Source organism: Nonomuraea sp. NPDC050786, assembly GCF_040654115.1.
Classification (GTDB): domain Bacteria; phylum Actinomycetota; class Actinomycetes; order Streptosporangiales; family Streptosporangiaceae; genus Nonomuraea.
On record NZ_JBFAHJ010000001.1, the window covers coordinates 703405 to 725368 of the forward strand.

Consider the following 21964-nt stretch of genomic DNA (forward strand, 5'->3'; position numbering starts at 1 on the left):
CTACGCCAGGACCTGCAGCAGCGCCCGGTTCCTGGCCTTGGCCGGTTCGGCGATCCGCTGGACCGGCTGCCCCGCGCTGTCGAGCACGACCAGCGAGTTGTGCGCGGGGCCGGCGGTCCCGGACTGGCCCCGCGTGCCGGCCGTACGCACCACGAGGCGGCCGTCCGGCAGGTAGAAGGCGCCGATCTGCTTGCCCTTGACCGCCGGCCGCTCCTTCTTGCCCGTCTTGATGTCGAGCACGACCGGCTTGAACGAGGCCGGCCAGGTCCCGTCGCCGAGCGTCTCCGGGCTCTCCGGGATCGAGACGACCGCCTTGCTGCCGTCGGGCGACAGGCTCTGCACGTGGTTGATGTACTTGACCCCCTTGGCCGGGAGGCTCTTGCCGGTCTTGGCGTTGAGCCGGTAGAGGGAGTCGCCCTGGGTGTTGTAGCCCGCGAGGTAGCGGCCGTCGGCCGACCAGGCGAGGTGGCAGACGCCCGGGGACGTGCCCACCTTCTCCGGGGCGGCGCTCCCGTCGGCCTTGGCGACCATGATCGTGTCGCCCTGGGCCGGGTAGGCGATCCTGCTCGAGTCGGCGGACCAGACCGGGGTCAGGCACGGCGTGCCGCCCTGGAGCCCGTTCACGAGCGTGCTGGCCTTGCCGCCCTCCATGACCTGGAGCTCCCCGTTCTCGGTCACCCAGGCCGCCTTCGTGCCGTCGGGCGACGCGGCGAACTGCGGTGTTGCACCGACCTTGGCGAGCGTGCTCCACTCGCCGTCGGCGTACCTGGTGAGCTGATTTCCGAATCCGGCGTAGACGGCGCCCGACAGATCAGGCGTGGGCGCGGCCGACGCTTCCGACGAGAACACCAGAACGGCGCCAAGAGCGACGCCGGTCACAATGTGTGTCTTCATGGCTACACATCGTGCCTGGAAGTCGCTCAGAGACGCAGGAACGGCTCGCCGAAATGAGCAGGAGCGAGAATCGCCCCCTCGGCCTTCAGCGCCTCGAGCACCTCCGCGCGGGTGCGCGCCGAGGTCTCCGGGTCGTCGTCGTAGACGTACCGGATGGCCGGGTCGTCGAGCTGCACAGGGTGGTGCAGGAGGTCCCCGACCATGGCCACCTCGCCGACCCTGGCGATCTGGTGGCCGGGCGTGTGGCCGGGCGCGAGGTGCACGTGGACTCCCGGCGAGACCTCGGCATCGCCCTCCACCGCGTGCAGCTGATCCTTGATCGGTGGCAACAGGGTGTCGAGCACCGCGCCGCGCGCGGCGTCCAGCTCGGCCTGCTGGACCACGTACCGCGCGTTCTCGAACGCCGGCCTGCCGCCGGTCACCACGCCGCTGGAGTGGTCGCTGTGCAGGTGGGTGAGGACGACGGTGCCGATCTCGGCGGGCGTGACGCCCACGGCGGCCAGCTCGCCCGGAAGCGTTCCGGGGACCGGCGCCCAGCTCGCGGCCGGCGAGTCTTCGCCACCGATGCCGGTGTCGACGAGGGTCAGGCGACCGGCCGCGTCGCGGATCAGATAGCAGTGGAAGTGCAGGATCCACGGCTCGTCCTGCAGCCCGGAACCGAGGAACATCTCGCCGAGCGGGCGGCGGAGCGCCGCTCCCATGGGGCCCACGGCGTCGCAGAGCGGTGTCACCTCGACGCCGGAGACGGTTATAGGTCTATGTGCCACTCGCCCAGGTTAGGCGGCTACGGGCTCCGCGGGAACGAACTCGTTCTCCAGGTCGGCGGCGTAGACGGCGCGGCAGCAGTGCGCGCACCTGTACATGATCGGGCCTTCGTCGAGCTCGTGGTGGCAGCGCGGGCAGCGGTTGGCGGTCTTCATGGTGCTCCCCCAAGGAGTTCTGTTCGTCCTATGGAACCTTCACCGAGTTGCAGGGGTCCTGCATGCCACTTGACACGATGACGCTGCTTCGATGGGGGTTCTGTGCCCTCCGGTACACCGGGCGCGGTAATTTTCCTCGCAGTACGGTGCCGAGAAGAACATTGTCACGCGTCCCGTCCCGCGCCCGTCGGAGAAACTCCGAGAACGGCCCGGGAATAGCCCAAGAGGGCTAGGCGTTTACTGGGCCAGATGGTGTGGTATCTTGCCACCAAGCGTTGAGCTTCCGCTCCGCTGGTTCTTCATCTGAGTCCCGCCCCGGCTTCTCTCCAGGGCCCGACTTCCTTTTTCGCCACCGCGCCCTGCTCTGCTCAGGCGCGTCTCCCCCAAAGGGGTTCACCATGTCTGTACACATTCCTGAACAGCGTGCGGACGTGCCCGTCCGCCAGGTCGAGGGCCTCCTGGACGTGCGCGAGAAGTCCGCGTTCATCCGAGCCGGCCAGCTGCCCGGCCCCGGCGACGTCCGCCTTCAGCCCGACAAGGTACGGCAGTTCGACCTGCGCCCCGGCGACCACGTCGTCGCGTCGTTCGCCGGTAGCAAGCTCGTCGGCGTCACGTCGGTCAACGGCTCCGCGCAGTGGCGCGATCGGCGGCGGTTCGCCGAGCTGACCCCCGTACATCCGACCGAGCGGCTCAACATCGAGACCGAGTCGCTCAGCACGCGCGTCATCGATCTGTTCGCGCCCATCGGCAAGGGACAGCGTGGCCTCATCGTCGCGCCGCCCAAGGCCGGCAAGACCATGGTCCTGCAGGCCCTGGCCGCCGGGATCAGCCGCAACCACCCGGAGGTGCACCTCATGGTGGTCCTCGTGGGCGAGCGGCCCGAGGAGGTCACCGAGATGCGCGCCACGATCTCCGGCGAGATCTTCTCCTCGACCTTCGACCACCCCGACCGCGACCACGCCGCCGTCGCCGAGCTGGCCATCGAACGGGCCAAGCGGCTCGTGGAGTCCGGCCAGGACGTCGTGCTGCTGCTCGACTCGCTGACGCGGCTGGGGCGGGCGTACAACAACCTGGCGCCCGGCGGCGGCCGGGTGCTCACCGGCGGCATCGACGCCGGGGCCCTGTACCCGCCCAAGCGCTTCTTCGGCGCCGCCCGCAACGTCGAGGGCGGCGGCTCCCTCACCATCCTCGCCACCGCGCTGGTCGACACGGGGTCGCGGATGGACAACAACCTGTACGAGGAGTTCAAGGGGACGGGGAACATGGAGCTGCACCTCGTCCGCGAGCTGGCCGAGCGCCGGCTGTACCCCGCCGTGGACCTGGACGCCTCCGGGACCCGGCGCGAGGAGATCCTGCTGCATGCGGAGGAGCGGCAGGTGGTGTGGCGGCTGCGCCGGATGCTCACGGGGCTGGAGAGGCAGCAAGGGCTCGAGGTCCTCATCGGCAAGCTCCGCACCACCCCCTCCAACGCCGCCTTCCTCCTGGAAGCCACCGCCGCCTGACTCCTGCGCCTTCCTCCTTACGGCCTGCACTCCCCACCGCCGCCCTCTGCTCGCGGCCCGCACTCCCCACCGCCACCCCTACTCGCGGCCCGCACTCTCCACCGCCTCACCCTGTTCGCGGCCCCCACACGCCGAAGGCGACACCCAAAGGCGCCCCATTCGGATCGCACATCGCAGGTGCGACGGCGCCTCCACCACCAGAGGCGAACGCCCCAAGGAAACCCGGTGGCGCGACCACGGCGCATCGCGGCTGCGACGACTCCTTCCATGCGCCGCGTCGGCGAGACGATGTGCGGCGGAGCCCGGCGCAGCGCGCGGCGGGGCGGAACCCCGTCGAGGAGGGTCCTCGAGCGGTGGACGAGAATGGGCGGCATGCTGGCCGACATCGTCGAATATCTCGTCTGCCCCGTCTGCCGAGCCGGTGTGCGGCTCGACGCCGACGCGCTGCGGTGCGCCGACGGACATGCGTACGACGTGGCCAAGCAGGGCTACGTGAGCCTGCTCGTAGGCAGCAAACCCCCGGGGACGGCCGACAGCCCCGAGATGGTGGCCGCGAGGGCGCGCTTTCTCGATGCGGGTCACTATGCACCGCTGCAAGAGGCAGTGGCAGAAACCGTGCGAAAGTACGCGTGCGGCCAGAACGGTCGAGCAAAACGTGAGCACTCCACCGAAACGAATGACGGCGCGGAGTTGAGGGCGTACCGTGGGGCGGGAGTGGAGGCCGGTTACGGCGCGGGGTCACAACGCCTTGCGTACGAACCGGAAATGACCGGCGGTCGTCGCGCGGAGGGCTGGGCCGCGCCGGTGATCGTCGATGCGGGCACGGGCACCGGGCACTACCTGGCGGCCGTGCTCAACGCGGTGAACGATGGCATCGGGATGGCGTTCGATGTGTCGAAGCACGCTGTGCGCCGGGCGGCGCGGGTGCATCCCAGGGCAGGGGCGTTCGTGGCCGACGTGTGGCGCCCGCTCCCCATCAGGGACGGGGTGGCCGACGTGGTGATCGACGTGTTCGCGCCCAGGAACGGGCCCGAGTTCAGGAGGATCCTCCGGCCCGGAGGCGTCGCGGTGGTCGTGACCCCGGCCAGGCGGCACCTGAGCCCGCTCGTCGAGGAGCTGGGCCTGCTCTCCGTGGACGAGGAGAAGGAGCGCAGGCTGGCGCGGAGCCTGGAGGGCTTCGTCGAGTCGGAGCGGCGCACGATCGAGTTCGAGATGGAGCTGGGGCATGACGACATCGCCCAGGTGGTCGGGATGGGCCCGAGTGCGTGGCATACCGACCCGGACGAGCTGAATCAGCGAATCGCGGGATTTATCTCCCAGAATGTCGCGAAAAGGCAGCAAAAAGTGCGAACGCAAGCGTCGTTTCACCTGTCTATCTTCGAGCCGGTGACCCGATCAAGGCCCGTTCCTTGACGGGCAAGTGGGACTGGTGTTACTGATGGGGCATTTAGTCCGAAATTCCCCCACATTCCCTGAGTATTTCTGCGGAACAGGCGCAATACTGGACGACATCCCTCGCCCGGAGGCGCGGGGCAGCAAAGGGAGGGGGCGCACCGGATGAAGGCGGAGGAACGCTGGCAGGCCAGGTTCCGGGCGTCGCGCATGACGCTGCCGTCCTGGGCGCGCCAGGCCCCGAACCGCTCCATCTACCGCTCCAACGCCACCGGCACCTGGGAGGTCTACGCCTGGGACCGCGTGACCGGCGCCACCCGCCAGGTCACCGACCGGCCCAGGGGCACCGCGTACGCGGCCATCGACCCCATCGGCCAGTGGATCTACTGGTTCGCCGACACCGAGGGCGACGAGTTCGGCGTGTGGTGGCGCCAGCCGTTCAACGGCGGCCCCAACGAGCAGGTGGCCCCCGACCTGCCGCCCGGCCAGCCCGGCGGCATCGCCCTGTCCACGACGGGCGTCGCGGCGATCACCATGGCCAGCGAGGGCACGTTCAAGGTCCATCTCGTACGCGACGGCGAGCCGACGAAGCTCCTGTACGAGCACGGCGAAGCTGCCTGGGTGGCCGACATGACCCTCGACGGCTCCCTCATCGCGATCAATCATGGCGAGTACGGCGACTTCCGTCACCCCGCACTCCGCGTCATCCGCCAGAACGGCCACACGGTGGGCGAGCTGTACGACGGCCCCACCAAGGGCGTCACCGGACTCAGATTCGCCCCGGTCATCGGCGACCGCCGCCTGCTCGCCCTGCACGAGCGCCGCGAGCGCCACGAGCCTCTGGTCTGGGACCCGGTGACCGGCGAGCAGCGCGAGATCTGGCTGAAGGACCCCGGCGACCTCGACGCCGAGTGGTACGGCGACGGCCGCGGCCTGCTCATCCGGCGCGACCACCGCGCCCGCAGCTACCTGCACCGCTACGACCTCGCGGGCGGCGGTCTGACCCTCCTCGAGACGCCGCACGGCGTGATCGACGAGGCGGCCCCCCGGCCCAGCGGCCACGTCGAGTACTCCTGGTCCAGCGCCTCCCGCCCGCCGATCATCCGCTCCACCAACGGCCAGGTCGTGGTCAACCCCAGCGGCCCGCCCGCTCCGCCGAGCGTCCCCGTCGAGGACATGGACGTCGACGGCGAGGGCGGCCGCATCCACGCGCTGATCTCCAAGCCCGAGGTGGGCAGCGCCCCGTACCCCACGGTCTTCCTGCTGCACGGCGGGCCGACGGCGCACGACCGCGACGTGTTCTCACCCGAGGTCGCCGCCTGGGTGGACGCGGGGTTCGCGGTGGTGCGCGTCAACTACCGGGGCTCGACCGGGTACGGCTCCGCTTGGCGCGACGCGCTCCACGGCGACGTGGGGCACATCGAGCTGGCCGACGTGGCCGCCGTACGCCGGTGCGTGGTCGATCGCGGCATCGCCGACGAGCACCGGATCGTGCTGGCCGGCTCGGGGTGGGGCGGCTACCTCACGCTGCTCGGCCTCGGCACGCAGCCGGACCTGTGGGCGGCCGGCATCGCGGCGGCGCCGATCGCCTGCCACCAGACCGCGTACGAGGACGAGGCGGAGAGCCTGCGCGCCTACCACCGCGCGCTGCTCGGCGGCTCGCCCGACGAGCAGCCCGAGCGGTACGCGCGCAGCTCCCCCATCACCTACGTCGACCAGGTCAAGAGCCCGCTGCTGATCCTCGCCGGCGAGGACGACACGCGCTGCCCGCTGCGCCAGATCGAGAAGTACGTGGCCAAGCTCGCCGAGCACGGGCGCGATCACGAGGTCTACACCTACGACGCCATCCGCGGCTCGCTCGTGGTCGCCCAGCGGATCGCGCAGCTCGCGCTCCAGCTCGATTTCGCCAGGAAGCACGTAAATCCACAGTAAACTTGACACCCTGTAAGAAGCTGGCCGACTTCTTGGCTTGATCGTCGGCCGATCTTGGTGACAACATGCGCCCACGCTGTCACAGGGAGGCGCCAATTGGGCCGGGAGCTAGCGGGCGCGCAGCACCAGGATGGCCAGGTCGTCCTGGCTCGGCTCCGAGGCGAAGTCGGCCGCGCCCCTGCGGATGCGCTCCGCCACCGCCCTGGCCGACAGCCCCGCGCACTCGGCCAGCAGCTTGGCCAGGCCGCCGTCGTCGTCGAGCAGCCGGCCGCCCGAGCGCCGCTCCGTCACCCCGTCGGTCACGGCCAGCAGCACGTCGCCACGGTCGAGATGCACGGTGTCGGCCTCGAACACGACCTCGTGGAAGACCCCCAGCAACGACTGCGGCGTGGTGACCGCCTCGACCTTGCCGCTCGGCTTGAGTCGCAGCGCCTCGGGGTGCCCCGCCGAGACCAGGCGCACCTCGAGGCCGGTCGCCAAGGGCGTGATGTCGCCGTGCAGCAGCGTGAGGAACCTGGCGCGCTCGCCCTCCTCCAGGATCGCCTGGTTGAGCCGCCCGAGCACCGCCGCGACGCCGTACCCCTCACGGGCCAGCAGCCGCAGCGTGTGGCGGGCCAGCCCGGTCACGGCGGCGGCCTCGGGGCCGGTGCCGCAGACGTCGCCGATCGCGAACCGCCAGGAGTCGTCGCCCGCCTTGAACAGGTCGTAGAAGTCGCCGCCGACCTCGTTGGTCTCGCCGGCCGGCTCGTAGATGACGCCGTAGTCGAGGCCGGGGACCTCCGGCTCGTTGGGCGGCAGGAGGCTGCGCTGCAGCGCCCGGTTGGCGGCGGCCTGCTGGGCGTAGAGCCTGGCGTTGTCCATGGCCAGGGCGGCGCGCCTGCCGATGTCCTCGGCGAACTGGATGACCTCGTCGGGGAAGCGGTCGGGCCGGCCCAGGCACATCATGCCGAGGCCGCGCCCGCGTGCCATGAGCGGCACGGCGAGCACCTGCGAGTCGGCCAGGTGGAGGGCCGAGGTCACGCTGGTGTCCGCGGCGGCGACGTCCATCTCGGCGAGCTGCTCGCGCAGTCCGTCTATCCTGGCCTCGTCGGCGTGCCAGAGATAGGCCAGCCGCAGCGGCCCGGCCGTGCTGTCGGCGGTGTAGACGGCGCACCAGCTCGACAGCCGGGGCACCACGACCTGCGCGATGATCGCCGGGACCATGTCGGGGTCGAGGGTGCCCGCGAGCAGGTCGCTGGCGTCGGCCAGAAATCCCAGCCAGTGCGGCCCCCGGGAGCCCTCCTCCAGCCATTCGGCGGCCACTCGGTCCGTGGAGCCAGGTAGCGTGAGTCTGGCCCAATGGACACGAGAATCACCCGTGAAGGTGACTCCCCACTCTTCGACGTTCGCGGAAGGAGCTTTTGGATCACCCTGGGAGAGGTATCTCTGCTTCAACTCGACCTGTACAGCGTCCCCGAAATGCTTCCAAATCACCTCAAACGGCTCATCAACCACCTGTTCGGCCAAGTCCCCCGCGACCTGCTCAGCGGTGTGGAGCACGCCGCCGGTGGCCCACGCGGTCATCACCTCGCGCGTGAACCTCATCGCGGCCGTCACAGCGGTATCGCCAGGCGCGAACGTCGCAGCCAGCACCGCATGGGGAGAAGCAGTCATCCCCACGTGCCTACCACACTTCCCACTGTCTTGGGGTAAATCCAAGGGCAGGACTGCGAGCTACTCATCGTGACAGACTTGAATCACTCGCCGGAGCCCGCCGCGAGTGAAGGAGGCCCCATGACCACGGCCAAGGCCACGCCAATCACGGAGGAGAGGACCTATACCGAGTCGGATCTCGTGCCCATCCTTGAGACATTGTTCTCTTGGCGTGACGGTGATTTCCGGCGTCGTGTCCCTCATGCGCCTCCAGGGATCCTCAGCGAGGTCCGGCTGCTGCTCAACGAAGTGGCCGACCGCCGGGAGCATCTTGCCAACGAACTGGTCCGCGTACGCAAAGAAATCGTCAAAGAAGGCCGGTTCGGCGAGCGGCTGACCCCCGGGCCCGGCGTCGGCGCTTGGGCGGAGGGCGTCGAGTCGGTCAACCAGCTGATCGACGCCCTGGTGAGCCCGGTGAGCGGCGCGGCCGACGTGATCGACGCGGTCGCCAAGGGAGACCTGTCACGCCGGATCGATCTCGACCGTTCGGCCAGAGGCGAGGTTCGGCGCCTGGGCAAGGCCATCAACGGCATGGTCGACCAGCTCGCCCTGTTCAACTCCGAGGTGACCAGGGTGGCCCGCGAGGCCGGCACGGAGGGTCGCCTGGGCGGCAGCGCCAACCTGCGCGGCATGTCGGGGAGCTGGCGCGACCTCACCGAGGCCGTCAACACGATGTCCTCCCGCGTGGCGGCGCAGGTGCGCGACATCGCCGTGGTGACCACCGCCGTGGCCAAGGGCGACCTGAGCCGCAAGGTGACGGTCGACGCGGTGGGCGAGATGTTCGAGCTGAAGAACACCGTCAACACGATGGTGGACCAGCTCTCCGGCTTCGCCGAGGAGGTCACCAGGGTCGCCCGAGAGGTGGGCACCGAGGGCCAGCTGGGCGGCCAGGCGCAGGTGACCGGCGTGTCGGGCGTCTGGAAGGACCTCACCGACAACGTCAACTTCATGGCCAACAACCTGACCTCCCAGGTACGCAGCATCGCGACCGTGGCGACGGCGGTGGCCCAGGGCAACCTGTCGAAAAAGATCACCGTTGACGCGCAGGGCGAGATCCTGCAGCTCAAGGACACCCTCAACACGATGGTGGACCAGCTGTCCTCCTTCGCCGACGAGGTCACCCGCGTCGCCCGCGAGGTGGGCACCGAGGGCAAGCTGGGCGGCCGGGCCGAGGTGAAGGGCGTGTCCGGCGTCTGGAAGGACCTGACGGACAACGTCAACTCGATGGCCAACAACCTGACGTACCAGGTGCGCAACATCGCCCAGGTGACCACGGCCGTGGCCAACGGCGACCTCACCCGCAAGATCGACGTGGACGCCCAGGGCGAGATCCTCGAGCTCAAGTCGACCATGAACACGATGGTCGAGCAGCTGTCGTCGTTCGCCTCCGAGGTGACCCGCGTCGCCCGCGAGGTGGGCACCGAGGGCCAGCTGGGCGGCCAGGCGCAGGTGCGCGGCGTGTCCGGGGTCTGGAAGGACCTCACCGACAACGTCAACTTCATGGCCAACAACCTGACCTCCCAGGTGCGCCAGATCGCGACCGTGTCGTCGGCGGTGGCCCAGGGCGACCTGTCGAAGAAGATCACCGTTGACGCGCAGGGCGAGATCCTGCAGCTCAAGGACACCCTCAACACGATGGTGGACCAGCTGTCCTCCTTCGCCGACGAGGTCACCCGAGTCGCCCGCGAGGTGGGCACGCAGGGTCAGCTGGGCGGCCAGGCCCGGGTGACCGGCGTGTCGGGCGTCTGGAAGGACCTCACCGACAACGTCAACTTCATGGCCAACAACCTGACCTCCCAGGTGCGTAACATCGCCGAGGTCACCACGGCCGTGGCCAACGGCGACCTCACCCGCAAGATCGACGTGGACGCCCAGGGCGAGATCCTGGCGCTGAAGACCACCATCAACCGCATGGTGGACCAGCTGTCGTCGTTCGCCTCAGAGGTGACCCGAGTCGCGCGGGAGGTGGGCTCCGAAGGACAGCTCGGCGGCCAGGCGCGGGTCGAGGGCGTCGAGGGCACGTGGAAGCGGCTCACCGAGAGCGTCAACGAGCTGGCCGGCAACCTCACCACCCAGGTGCGCGCCATCGCCACCGTGACCAGCGCCGTGGCCCGCGGCGACCTGACCCGCTCGATCGCCGTCGAGGCCAAGGGCGAGCTGGCGGAGCTCAAGGACAACATCAACTCGATGGTGGCCAACCTCCGCGAGACCACGCAGGCCAACCAGGAGCAGGACTGGCTCAAGTCCAACCTGGCCCGCATCTCCCGGCTGATGCAGGGCCACCGCGACCTGCTCGAGGTGGCCAAGCTGACGATGAGCGAGCTGACGCCGCTGGTCTCGGCCCGCTACGGCGCCTTCTACAGCATCGACCCCGAAGGCGACCACGAGCTGCTGCTGATCGGCGGGTACGGCGTGCGCCCCGGCAGGGGGCCGCGCCAGCGGTTCGCGATCGGCGAGGGCATCGTGGGGCAGGCGGCGGCCGAGGGCCGGCACATCATGCTCGACGACGTGCCGCCGGAGTTCATCACCATCGACAGCGGGCTCAGCCAGTCCACGCCCGCGCAGATCGTGGTGCTGCCGATCCTGTTCGAGAGCCGCGTGCTCGGCGTGCTGGAGCTGGCCTCGTTCACGCCGTTCGGCGAGGTGCACCTCGACTTCCTGCGCCAGCTCGTCGAGACCATCGGCGTCACGATGAACACGATCATCGCCAACTCCCGCACCGAAGACCTGCTGACCGAATCGCAGCGGCTCACCAGGGAGCTCCAGGAGCGCTCCGACGAGCTCCAGCGCCAGCAGGAGGAGCTGCGCAGGTCCAACGCCGAGCTGGAGGACAAGGCGGCGCTGCTGGCCAAGCAGAACCGCGCGATCGAGATCCAGAACTTCCAGATCGAGCAGGCCCGCCGCACGCTGGAGGAGCGCGCGGAGCAGCTCGCGGTCTCCTCGCGCTACAAGTCCGAGTTCCTCGCGAACATGTCCCACGAGCTGCGCACGCCGCTCAACAGCCTGCTCGTGCTGGCCAAGCTGCTGACCGAGAACGCCGAGGGCAACCTGACCTCGCAGCAGGTGGAGTTCGCCCGTACGATCCACAGCGCGGGCTCCTCGCTGCTCCAGCTCATCAACGACATGCTCGACCTGTCCAAGGTCGAGGCGGGCCGGATGGACATCCACCCGATCAAGGTGTCGCTGCCCAAGATGGTCGACCTGCTCGAAGCCGCGTTCGCGCCGCTGGCGCAGGACAAGGGGCTGTCGTTCAGCGCCGAGGTGGAGTCCGACGTGCCGCAGGAGCTGCGCGCCGACGAGCAGCGCCTGCAGCAGGTGCTGCGCAACCTGCTCTCCAACGCGGTGAAGTTCACCCCGCGCGGCGAGGTCAAGCTGCGCGTCTCGATGGCCCCGCTCGGGGTCGACTTCGACGACGACAGCCTGCACGAGGCGGACAACCTGCTGGCCTTCCACGTGATCGACACCGGCATCGGCATCGCACCCGACAAGCGGGACGTCATCTTCGAGGCGTTCAGGCAGGCCGACGGCACCACGAGCCGCAAGTACGGCGGCACGGGCCTGGGCCTCGCCATCTGCCGCGACATCGCCAGGCTGCTCGGCGGCGAGATCCACGTCGACAGCGAGCTCGGCCAGGGCAGCACGTTCACGCTCTACCTGCCGGCCTCGTACACCGGCCCGCTGGCCGTGACCGAGACCGGCGGGACGCGGCGGCAGCTGATGACGGCGCCGTCGGAGGAGCAGGCGGCGGCCGTGCCGGAGCCGCCGATGCCGCTCGACCTGCCGATGCCGGAGCTGGTCGAGCCGCCGATGGAGACGCCGATCCAGTGGCAGGGCGACGACCCGCTCAGCGGCGCCAAGATCCTCATCGTGGACGACGACATCCGAAACGTCTTCGCGTTGACCAGCGTTCTGGAGCGACACGGTTCCACCGTCGTCTACGCTGAAAACGGTCGGGAGGGGATCGAGCAGCTCGAACGGAACGAGGACGTCGCGCTCGTGCTGATGGACATCATGATGCCGGAGATGGACGGCTGGGCCACCACCTCGGCCATCCGGCGCATGCCGCAGTTCGCCGATCTGCCGATCATCGCGCTGACCGCCAAGGTCATGCGGGGCGACCGCGAGAAGAGCATCGCCTCCGGCGCGTCCGACTACGTACCCAAGCCGGTCGACGTGGACCGCCTGCTCGAACGCCTGCGGGGCTGGCTCAGCCGCGGACGCGGCGCCACGTCCGACTCATCAGCCTCAGCAGCCGAAGGGTCGTGATCGTGCCGGATCGAGCCAAGATCCTCCTCGTCGACGACCGCGAGGAGAACCTGATCGCTCTCGAAGCCATCCTCAGCTCTCTCGACCTGGTGCCGGTGCGCGCCAGGTCGGGCGAGGAGGCGCTCAAGGCGCTGCTCAACACCGAGTTCGCGCTGATCCTGCTGGATGTGCGGATGCCCGGCATGGACGGGTTCGAGACGGCCGCGCACATCAAGCGGCGGGAGCGCACCAGGAACATCCCGATCATCTTCCTGACCGTGGTGGACAGCGCGCCCGACTACGCCTTCCGCGGCTACGCGGCCGGTGCGGTCGACTACCTGACCAAGCCGTTCGACCCGTGGGTCCTGCGGGCGAAGGTGTCGGTCTTCGCCGAGCTGTACAACATGAACAAGCGGCTGGCCGAGCAGGCGTCCATGCTCCGCGACCGCCTGACCGGCGAGCTGCCGCCCGGCGTCGGGGACCACGCGTCGGTGCTGCCCGAGCTGTCGCGGCGGCTGACGGCGGTGGAGGACGAGCTGGCCCGGGTGCGGGAGCTGGCCCGCAAGTCCCAGGACCCGGCGCTCGCCGCACCCCTGTCCGACCTGACGGACCGCCTCAGCCACCTCCGCGCCGGCTTCGACGCCCTGTCCTGACCGCCCCGGCTACGTCACCACACGACTGGCGCGCGCCCGCACGGTGGGCGGTGCGCACTGGACGACCGCACGGTGAGCGGGGCGCACGGTGGACGGGCGCCGTGGCCCAACGGCGCCACCACCGCCGGCCCACCCCCTGGGCCGGGTCGAAGTCAGAAGGCGGCGCAGGTCACAAGACCGGTGAAGGTGCGGCGAGTCAGTGGCGGGCGCGTTCCAAGGCGTCCCAGAAGCCACGCCGCAGCGCGTGCCGTACCTCGTCGTGCAGCAGGAAGTCGATAGGCAGCGAAGACCCCTGCAACAGCCGCGCCTCCAGGTCGGAGGGCATGCGCGGCTTGCGCGCCAGCACGGCCTCCAGCCAGAGCGCGGGCGCGTCGCGGGCGACGGACTCGCCGAAGTCGTGCCCCTCCCGATGGGCGGACTTGACCGCGTCCGCCAGAGTCGTGGCACCGGCGGTGGCGGCCGAGGGCGGGTTGACGGGGGCGGGCTGCGGCCCCGTGTACGGCCCCAGCTGCGAAGGCTGGTACGTCCCGCTGGAGGACGGCGCGGCGAACTGCCCGGTGCTGGGCGACTGCGACTGGACGTGCCCGGTGACGGGAGCCGACGACGGCGGCGCGGCCGGCGGCGGCTGCTCGGGCTGGTAGTTGGAGTACGTCGGCAGCGCGGGCGGCGTGGACGACTGCCCGCGCCCGGACGACGACCCGTTGGACGAGGACGGGGACGGCGCGGCGGAGGACGACGAGCCGGCGGCGTGGCTGCCGCTGGAGGGCGGCATCTGGGGCAGCGACGGCGGCAGGGAGGGCTGGGCGGGCGGCAGCGAGTGGGCGGCCTGCCCGTTGCTGACCGGCTGATGGCCGTTGGACGACTCGGCGGCCCCCGAGACCAGGCTGACGTAGGGGCGCAGGTGCACGGCCCCGAGCTCGACCAGGTCGTCGCACTCCTGCCGCAGCGAGCGGGACACCGCCCAGCCGCCCTCGGCCGCGACGTGGATCACGCTCACCCTGATGCCGAGGTCCTGCGCGTCGCACACGACCTGCGCCAAGTCCTCGTCGCCGCTCACCACCACCGCGTCGCAGATGGCGTTGTTGCGGGCGAGTGTCATGAGGTCGCGATGGACCTGCGCGTCGACGCCCTCGCGCCGGCCCGGCCGGATGCGCGACAGCCTGAGCTTGAGGCCCGGTATGTCGGCCAGCGCGTCGTGCTCCGGCGTGCGCCGGCCTTCGACCGTCGCCTCGTACCAGTAGCACCGAAGCAGCGGCAGGCCGGTGCGCTCGCGCGACAGGCCGGTCATCAGCTGGAGCAGCCCGGGGTAGTCCCAGGCAACCGCTTCGCGATGACGCGTGCCGTGCACGGCCATCGCTCCGTCAGCCAGCAGATAGCCGGCGTCCACGAACAGCGCACAGCGATCCACTAGCACCGCCCCTTTCATGGTGGTCCGACCTTGCTGGCTCTGCACCGTCAGAGACCGGACTTGGCGGCCCTCTCTCAGGGTAATGAAAGCAGGTGATCGCGCGAGGGTTAATCCAGACGATTCGGCACTCGCCCGCTAACACACCAGATCGGCCAGGAAGACCGTACCAGTTTGTCCAAATTAGGGTCACTGTCGCGCACGCACACTCAACGCGGCCGCTCCCAGCAGGACGACGTCCTTGTCCGTGGCGACCGTGAGCCCCGGGTCCACGCCGAGCTCCGCGCTGATCGTGTCGACGTCCACGCCGAACGTCATCTCCGCCGCGCCGCTCGACGACTCGTCGAAGACGTTCGCGGGATCTCGGTCACCGTTCGCGGGGGCCAGCGCGCCGGACCCGAGCGAGACCTTGTCGCCCTGGAGATCGGCGTCCCCCTCCCACGTCACCAGCTCGACCCTGGCGGGCGAGGCGGCCGGGCTCAGCCCGCCCAGCGGGAGACGCACCCGCCGCGCCGCACCCCCGACCACGGTGGCCGCGTCGAGCACCACAGCCTGGCTGTACGGCTCCGCCGGGTCCGTGACGATCACCACCAGGCTCCACCCGGCATGCCGGGACACTCCCTCCTCCAGCGGCGCGTCGGCCGCCCACCACGTGCCGCTCCTGCGGGAGGCGGCGACCAGCTCACTGACGTCGGCGTACGCCTGGTAAACGGGCCCGAGCGGCAGCTCACGGACGGCCACGTCGCCGGGCTGGACCGTCACGTAGTCGCGCCGCCCCGGCGGCCGGAGCTTGATGGGCCCGGCCTCCGCGGTGCTCGCGGACCAGTAGAGCCCGGCCCACACGACCCTGCTGCCCTTCGGCAGGGCCAGCTCGGCTCCGCTGGACGTGTGGGTGCCGGGGTCGTCGTCCCGGTCGAGCGCGGTCATCGGCCAGAGGTCGTTGTCGCGCTGGCCGCGCCGGCGCTGCCGGGCCTCCAGGCACCCCGCGCGCTCCTCCGGGCAGCTCAGCAGCGAGTTGCCGATCGCCCTGACGGCCACCCGGCCGTCGGTGGCGAACCTGGCCGGCGCGCCCACCGGCCGTACGCCCTCCTCGGCCTGGGCCGTGACGTGCAGCGGGCCCGCGTCCACCCGGACGGCGGGCACCGCGCCCTGCGGCGCCGCACCTGACACCCGCACCCGCAGGAACAGCGCCGTGCCCTGACCGGCCGCCAGCGGGGCCCTGGCGCACCGCGCGCCGCGTCCCGCCGCCCGGCACGACCAGCCGTCCACGGTGCCGGCCGCCTCGTGGCGGGCGCGCCGCGCGGGCGGGACGAGCGCCACACCCGCCGGCAGCTGGACGAACGCCGTCAGCCTCTCGCTGGCGGCTCCGCCGTAGTTGCGCAGCCGCATGCCGACGATGCCGGGCCGGGCCCGTACGAGCGATCCGAGCGCGTCGATCGTGGCGCGCAGCCGCGCCTGGGCCGGCGGCCCGCTCCTGACCGGCGGCGGGGGCACCCTGGCGGGCTCCTCGCTCTGCAGCGGCACCGGCACCGGCTGCACCGAGGCCGGCGGCTCGGCGACCGGCGCGGCGACGGGCCGCCTGCCCGGCCTGTCGTCGGAGAGCAGCACCAGCACGGTCACCATGGCCATCGTCACCGCCACGCCGCCGGCCATCGCGGCCTGCTGGTGCCTGGGCGCCCGTCGCGCCCGGCCGAGCACCCGCAGCAGCCCGCGCGCGCCGACGGCCGCCGCGGCCGACCTGGCCTGTGCCGCCGCGTACCCGCCGAAGACCGGCCCCGCGATCAGCGGCCCGACCATGACGCGGAGCCCGCGGTCGACGTCGGTCAGCTCCAGCAGCACCCCGTGGCACTCCTCGCAGCCGCTCACATGCTCGTCGACCTCCTTGGCGTCACGCCTGGTCAGCCCGCCCCGCACGTACGCGCTCATCTTGCCGAGCACGGGGCGGCAGTCGTGCCGCGGCGGCGAGCCCAGGTGGATCTGCAGGTACGCCTGCCGCAGCCCCTCCCGCGCCCGGTACGCGAGCGCCGACACGCCGTTGACGGACAGGCCCAGCAGCGGGGCCACCTCGGCCGGTCTGCACCGCTCCACCTCGATGTGCCAGAGCACCGCCCGCCACCGCTCGGGCAGCGACAGGTACGCCCTGGCGATCAGCGACCTCTCCAGCCCGACGAGCGACGCATCGACGAACGGCACCCCCGGGTCGTACTCCCCCGCGGTCATCTCGCCGCCCTCGATCCTGGAGCGGTCGTGGACCGTGCGCCGCACCACGGTCAGCAGGTAGGTACGGAAGCCGGACTCGGGCCCGCCGCCCCTGCCCACCAGATCGAGGATCTTCGTGAAGGACTCCGCGACCACGTCCTCCACCTCGACGCGGGAGACGAGCTGCCTGGCCAGCGCGCGGGCGGCGGCGACGTGGCGCTCGTAGAGCAGCCCGAAGGCGGCGGCGTTGCCCTCTCTGACCGCCTGAAGGAGCTCTGCATCGCTTTGCGGCGATTCGACACCCATAGTGACCTCACGATTACGCGGGGTTGCCCGCGCATTCATTCCGCACTATCGGCGATGACTAAACCGCGTCCGTGCCTTTGCCTCCGAGTCGAGACCTTCTGGCAGGCCCATAAGCTTGGACGCATGACGGATCGCGACAACCTGCTGGCCGAGATCAAGAGCAAGGCCGTCGTCCACGGCAAGGTCATCCTCTCCTCCGGCATGGAGGCCGACTTCTACCTCGACCTGCGCCGCATCACGCTCGACGGCGTGGCCGCGCCCCTCGTCGGCAAGGTGATGCTCGACCTGACGGCGGACCTCGAGTTCGACGCGGTGGGCGGGCTCACGCTGGGGGCCGACCCGGTGGCGGTCGCGATGCTGCACGCGGCGGCGGCGCGCGGGCGCACGCTCGACGCGTTCGTGGTCCGCAAGGCGCAGAAGCAGCACGGCATGCAGCGCAGGATCGAGGGCCCCGAGGTGAAGGGGCGGCGCGTGCTGGCCGTCGAGGACACCTCCACGACAGGCGCCTCGCCGCTGACGGCCGTCGAGGCGCTGCGCGAGGCGGGGGCCGAGGTCGTGGCCGTGGCGACGATCATCGACAGGGGCGCCAGGGAGCGCATCACCGGCGAGGGCCTGGAGTACCGCTCGGCCTTCACCCTCGACGACCTCGGGCTCTAGCCGCCGCGGCTCTTGACGGTGAACGCGTCGCGTTCGCCGTCCTTGCCCTGCTCCCTGGGTTTGCCGTTCTCGGTGACGCGGACCGTGCCCGCGTCGCTGAGCACGACGTCGAGCTCCGGCTCGAAGTAGCTGACCTCTTCGCCCCTGCTCATCTCGCGGTACTGCAGCACGTCGCCGCCCGGCACGCGTACCGTGACGATCGGGCAGGTCTCGGCGACGCACTCGATGCGCACGGTCGGCTCCCGCGCGGTGGCCGCCGTGACCGGGCCGGTCGTGGCGGCGACGGCACGCTCCCGCTCCTGCGTCGCGCCGGACGAGCCGAGCAGCGCGCGAGCGCCGATGACGAGGAGCGTCACCACGGCGCCCGCGGCGAGGAGGGCGAGCGCCAGGCGGGCAAGGCCCATCGGATCTGACCTGTGGCGTCCCACAGTGGGCAGCGTACCCCGGGTAACACCCGGTTTTCGGGTCAGTGCACGCGGTGGTGCTTGCCGTTGGGCGCGGGAATGTTCTTACGCTCCCTGCGCTTCTTGATCACCTCGACGATGATCGGGATCAGCGAGATGAGCACGATGACGAAGACGCCCGGCAGGATGTACCTGTCGATCTGCTTGGGGTCGACCTTGCTGCCGAGATAGTGGCCGAGCAGGAGCAGGCCCTCGACCCAGACCACGCCGCCGACGACGTTCCACAGGAAGAAGCGCTTGGCCGGCATCTCCAGCACGCCCGCGACGGGATTCATGAACGTGCGCACGATCGGCACGAACCTGGCCAGGATCACCGCCCTGGCGGGACCGAACTTCTCGAAGAACTCCTCGGCCCTGACGACGTGCTCCCTCTTGAACAACCGCGAATCAGGTTTGTCGAAGAGTTTGCGGCCGAATCTGGCCCCCAGGAAATGCCCCAGTTGAGCGCCCGCAATGGCGCACAGCGGCGTGCCGATCAGCAGGACCGGCATGGAGAGAGGCTCGATGTTCATTCCGTCGGCCACCGCGGCCGAGCTGAAAATCCCCGCGGCCACCAGCAGCGAGTCGCCAGGCAGGAAGAACCCGAGCAGCAAACCGGTTTCGGCGAAGATGATCGCGAGAACGCCGATCGTCGCAAAAGCCCCCAACACGGTCAGCCACCACGTCGGGTCGAGGAGATTCCAGAGCCAGTCCACGCCGAGAGCCTACCCGTAGCGGGCACAAACGCGTTGTGTCTACCACACGGGGTACTGACCCGGAATACTGGGCCTGGCGCGAAGCCGTAACTTCTCAGGGAGATGAATCATGCCTATTGCGACTCCAGAGGTCTACGCTGAGATGCTCGACCGGGCCAAGGCCGGCGGATTCGCCTACCCGGCGATCAACGTGACGTCCTCGCAGACGTTGAACGCCGCCCTGCGCGGCTTCGCGGAGGCGGAGAGCGACGGCATCGTCCAGGTCTCCACGGGCGGCGCCGAATTCCTGTCAGGGGCCACCGTAAAAGACATGGTCACGGGCGCGACGGCGCTCGCGGAGTACGCGCGGGTCGTGGCCGCGAAATATCCCGTCACGGTGGCGCTGCACACCGACCACTGCCCCAAGGACAAGCTCGACGGCTTCATGCGGCCGCTGATCGACATCTCCCTCGATCGGGTCTCCAAGGGCCTCGACCCGCTCTTCCAGTCGCACATGTGGGACGGCTCCGCCGTGCCGCTCGACGAGAACCTGGAGATCGCCAAGGAGCTCCTGGACAAGTGCGCCAGGGCGCGGGTCATCATGGAGATGGAGATCGGCGTCGTCGGCGGCGAGGAGGACGGCGTCGTCGGCGAGATCAACGAGAAGCTCTACACGACCCCCGAGGACGCGCTGGCCACCGCCGAGGCGGTGGGCCTCGGCGAGAAGGGCCGCTACATCCTGGCGGCGACGTTCGGCAACGTGCACGGCGTCTACAAGCCGGGCCACGTCAAGCTGCGGCCGAGCGTGCTGAAGGAGCTCCAGGACGCGGTCGGGGCCAAGTACGGCAAGGAGAAGCCGTTCGACCTGGTCTTCCACGGCGGCTCCGGCTCGTCGCTCGAGGAGATCCACGAGGCCATCTCGTACGGCGTCGTCAAGATGAACATCGACACCGACACCCAGTACGCCTTCACCAGGCCGGTCGCGGACCACATGTTCCGCAACTACGACGGCGTCCTGAAGGTGGACGGCGAGGTGGGCAACAAGAAGGCGTACGACCCGCGTTCGTACGGCAAGGCCGCCGAGGCCGGGATGGCGGCGCGCGTCGTGGAGGCGTGCCAGAACCTCAAGTCGAGTGGGACGAAGATCTCGTAGCGCCTTTCGCGGCCCGGCGGGTATGACTTGTCGTATGGATAACCTTCTCGCCGGGCCGCCCCCGACTCAACTGCCGGATCTGCCCGAGGCCAGGGAGGCGCTCGAATCGGGCGCCAAGGCCGCCGACGTGGCCGCCCGCTTCCCCGCCCATCCGGCGGCGTGGGCGTCGCTCGCGGAGGAGTACTTCGCGCAGGGCCACGCCGTCACCTCCTACGCCTTCGCCCGCACGGGCTACCACCGCGGGCTCGACCAGCTGCGCCGCAACGGCTGGAAGGGACACGGGCCCATCCCGTGGGAGCACGAGCCCAACCGCGGCTTCCTGCGCTGCCTGTACGCCCTGTCCAGGGCCGCCCAGGCGATCGGCGAGAAGGACGAGGCCGAGCGGTGCCTGCAGTTCCTCAAGGACAGCACGGAGACCGGTTACGACGTGCTCACCAAGGGCTAGCGACAGCTGTCTTGGGACGTATGGGCACGTTCGGGTAGTCTCTCTACGCAAGAGCCCCTGTCGCGCTTGCGCCAGGGGTTTCGATTTGTGCACGGGAGACACAACCATGCCGGCTGCCGTTCTCGTTGGCGCCCAGTGGGGCGATGAGGGCAAGGGCAAGGCCACCGACCTGCTCGGTGGCGACGTCGACTACGTCGTCCGCTATCAGGGTGGCAACAACGCGGGACACACCGTGGTCATCGGGGATCAGAAATACGCGCTCCATCTCCTACCCACGGGAATCCTGTCGCCTGATGTCGTGCCTGTCATCGGCAACGGCGTGGTCATCGACCCCGGGGTGCTGCTGAGCGAGATCGACGGGCTGGCCGCGCGCGGCATCTCCGCCGAGCGGCTGCTCATCTCGTCCAACGCGCACCTGATCATGCCCCACCACAAGGCCCTCGACAAGGTCACCGAGCGCTACCTCGGCAAGGCCAAGATCGGCACCACGGGGCGAGGCATCGGGCCGGCGTACGGCGACAAGATCGCCCGCATGGGCGTGCGCGTGCAGGACCTGCTCGACCCCGGCATCCTGGCGAAGAAGATCGAGGTCGCCCTGACCGAGAAGAACCAGGTACTGACCAAGGTCTACAACCGGCGCGGCATCGAGCCCTCCGCCGTCCTGGAGGAGTACCTCGCCTACGCCGAGCGGCTCAAGCCGCACATCGCCGACACCTCGCTGGTGCTCTCCAAGGCGCTGGACGAGGGCAAGTTCGTGCTGCTGGAGGGCGGCCAGGGCACGCTGCTGGACATCGACCACGGCACGTACCCCTTCGTCACGTCCTCCTCGCCCACCTCGGGCGGGGCCTGCGCCGGCGCCGGCATCCCGCCGAACCGCCTCACCAAGATCATCGGCATCCTCAAGGCGTACACCACCCGCGTCGGCTCCGGCCCGTTCCCGACCGAGCTGACCGACGAGGTGGGCGACTGGCTGCGGCAGACGGGCGGCGAGTACGGCGTCACCACCGGCCGCAATCGGCGCTGCGGGTGGTTCGACGCGGTCATCGCCCGCTACGCGACCCGGATCAACGGGATCACCGACTACTTCCTCACCAAGCTGGACGTGCTGTCCGGGCTGGAGAAGATCCCGGTGTGCGTCGCTTACGACGTGGACGGGGTGCGGCACGACGAGATCCCGATGACGCAGACGGACTTCCACCACGCCGTTCCGGTGTACGAGGAACTGCCGGGGTGGCAGGAGGACATCACCAGCGCCAAGTCGTTCGAGGACCTGCCGCCCACCGCGCAGGCGTACGTGCGGGCGCTGGAGGAGATGAGCGGCGCCCCGATCTCGGCCATCGGCGTCGGCCCCGGCCGCGACCAGACCGTCGTGGTGCGCTCGCTCGTCTGATCCGGCGATCGGCCCGTTCCCCCTACCGCCTGATTTGCCCC

The 21964-nt window shown here is 70.1% G+C and carries 17 protein-coding genes; 9 read left to right on the forward strand and 8 right to left on the reverse strand.

What is annotated here, in order from left to right; genetic code table 11:
* From AB0H84_RS03675 to AB0H84_RS03685, 3 genes are read right to left on the reverse strand one after another with little or no spacing between them, the layout of a single operon-like run.
* Window positions 1-894, reverse strand: coding sequence for a hypothetical protein (locus AB0H84_RS03675; RefSeq protein ID WP_357597565.1), 894 nt, complete (start codon window positions 892-894; stop codon window positions 1-3).
* 26 nt (window positions 895-920) lie between these two features.
* Window positions 921-1661, reverse strand: coding sequence for an MBL fold metallo-hydrolase (locus AB0H84_RS03680; protein ID WP_357597568.1), 741 nt, complete (start codon window positions 1659-1661; stop codon window positions 921-923).
* Window positions 1662-1670: 9 nt separating this feature from the next.
* Window positions 1671-1814: a hypothetical protein gene (locus AB0H84_RS03685; protein WP_357597571.1), complete on the reverse strand. Its 144-nt coding sequence runs from the start codon at window positions 1812-1814 to the stop codon at window positions 1671-1673.
* 398 nt (window positions 1815-2212) lie between these two features.
* On the opposite strand from AB0H84_RS03685, the gene rho reads away from it, so the two are divergent.
* From rho to AB0H84_RS03700, 3 genes are all read left to right on the forward strand, one after another.
* Window positions 2213-3316, forward strand: coding sequence for a transcription termination factor Rho (gene rho / locus AB0H84_RS03690; RefSeq protein WP_357597573.1), 1104 nt, complete (start codon window positions 2213-2215; stop codon window positions 3314-3316).
* 372 nt (window positions 3317-3688) lie between these two features.
* Complete coding sequence (locus AB0H84_RS03695) at window positions 3689-4729, forward strand: putative RNA methyltransferase (protein ID WP_357597576.1); 1041 nt, start codon at window positions 3689-3691, stop codon at window positions 4727-4729.
* A 144-nt stretch (window positions 4730-4873) separates the two neighbouring features.
* Complete coding sequence (locus AB0H84_RS03700) at window positions 4874-6640, forward strand: prolyl oligopeptidase family serine peptidase (protein WP_357597579.1); 1767 nt, start codon at window positions 4874-4876, stop codon at window positions 6638-6640.
* A gap of 108 nt (window positions 6641-6748) precedes the next feature.
* On the opposite strand, the gene AB0H84_RS03705 is transcribed toward AB0H84_RS03700, so the two are convergent.
* Window positions 6749-7942: a SpoIIE family protein phosphatase gene (locus AB0H84_RS03705; protein ID WP_357597582.1), complete on the reverse strand. Its 1194-nt coding sequence runs from the start codon at window positions 7940-7942 to the stop codon at window positions 6749-6751.
* A 471-nt stretch (window positions 7943-8413) separates the two neighbouring features.
* On the opposite strand from AB0H84_RS03705, the gene AB0H84_RS03710 reads away from it, so the two are divergent.
* Window positions 8414-12598, forward strand: a complete 4185-nt coding sequence (locus AB0H84_RS03710; RefSeq protein ID WP_357597584.1) for a HAMP domain-containing protein — start codon at window positions 8414-8416, stop codon at window positions 12596-12598.
* 2 nt (window positions 12599-12600) lie between these two features.
* Window positions 12601-13230, forward strand: a complete 630-nt coding sequence (locus AB0H84_RS03715; RefSeq protein WP_357597587.1) for a response regulator — start codon at window positions 12601-12603, stop codon at window positions 13228-13230.
* Window positions 13231-13426: 196 nt separating this feature from the next.
* On the opposite strand, the gene AB0H84_RS03720 is transcribed toward AB0H84_RS03715, so the two are convergent.
* Together AB0H84_RS03720 and AB0H84_RS03725 are read right to left on the reverse strand one after the other, a co-directional pair.
* On the reverse strand, window positions 13427-14638 hold the full coding sequence (locus tag AB0H84_RS03720) for an NYN domain-containing protein (protein WP_357597590.1): 1212 nt from the start codon (window positions 14636-14638) through the stop codon (window positions 13427-13429).
* A gap of 186 nt (window positions 14639-14824) precedes the next feature.
* A complete protein-coding gene (locus tag AB0H84_RS03725) occupies window positions 14825-17140 on the reverse strand; it encodes a sigma-70 family RNA polymerase sigma factor (RefSeq protein ID WP_357597593.1) in 2316 nt (771 codons plus the stop codon).
* 123 nt (window positions 17141-17263) lie between these two features.
* On the opposite strand from AB0H84_RS03725, the gene pyrE reads away from it, so the two are divergent.
* A complete protein-coding gene (gene pyrE, locus AB0H84_RS03730) occupies window positions 17264-17797 on the forward strand; it encodes an orotate phosphoribosyltransferase (protein ID WP_357597596.1) in 534 nt (177 codons plus the stop codon).
* Here the strand turns inward: pyrE and AB0H84_RS03735 are convergent.
* Window positions 17794-18201: a hypothetical protein gene (locus AB0H84_RS03735; RefSeq protein WP_357597599.1), complete on the reverse strand. Its 408-nt coding sequence runs from the start codon at window positions 18199-18201 to the stop codon at window positions 17794-17796. The genes pyrE and AB0H84_RS03735 overlap by 4 nt on opposite strands.
* A 62-nt stretch (window positions 18202-18263) precedes the next feature.
* Window positions 18264-18956 (reverse strand): DedA family protein, encoded by a 693-nt coding sequence (locus AB0H84_RS03740; RefSeq protein WP_357597602.1) that lies wholly within the window; start codon window positions 18954-18956, stop codon window positions 18264-18266.
* 109 nt (window positions 18957-19065) lie between these two features.
* On the opposite strand from AB0H84_RS03740, the gene fbaA reads away from it, so the two are divergent.
* The 3 genes from fbaA (at window position 19066) to AB0H84_RS03755 (ending at window position 21923) form a co-directional block, all read left to right on the forward strand.
* A complete protein-coding gene (gene fbaA, locus AB0H84_RS03745; protein WP_357597604.1) occupies window positions 19066-20088 on the forward strand; it encodes a class II fructose-bisphosphate aldolase in 1023 nt (340 codons plus the stop codon).
* A 34-nt stretch (window positions 20089-20122) separates the two neighbouring features.
* Entirely contained in the window at window positions 20123-20533 is a 411-nt protein-coding gene (locus AB0H84_RS03750; protein ID WP_344999126.1) for a DUF3151 domain-containing protein, read from the forward strand.
* A 106-nt stretch (window positions 20534-20639) separates the two neighbouring features.
* On the forward strand, window positions 20640-21923 hold the full coding sequence (locus AB0H84_RS03755) for an adenylosuccinate synthase (RefSeq protein ID WP_357597607.1): 1284 nt from the start codon (window positions 20640-20642) through the stop codon (window positions 21921-21923).
* Window positions 21924-21964: the final 41 nt, after the last annotated feature.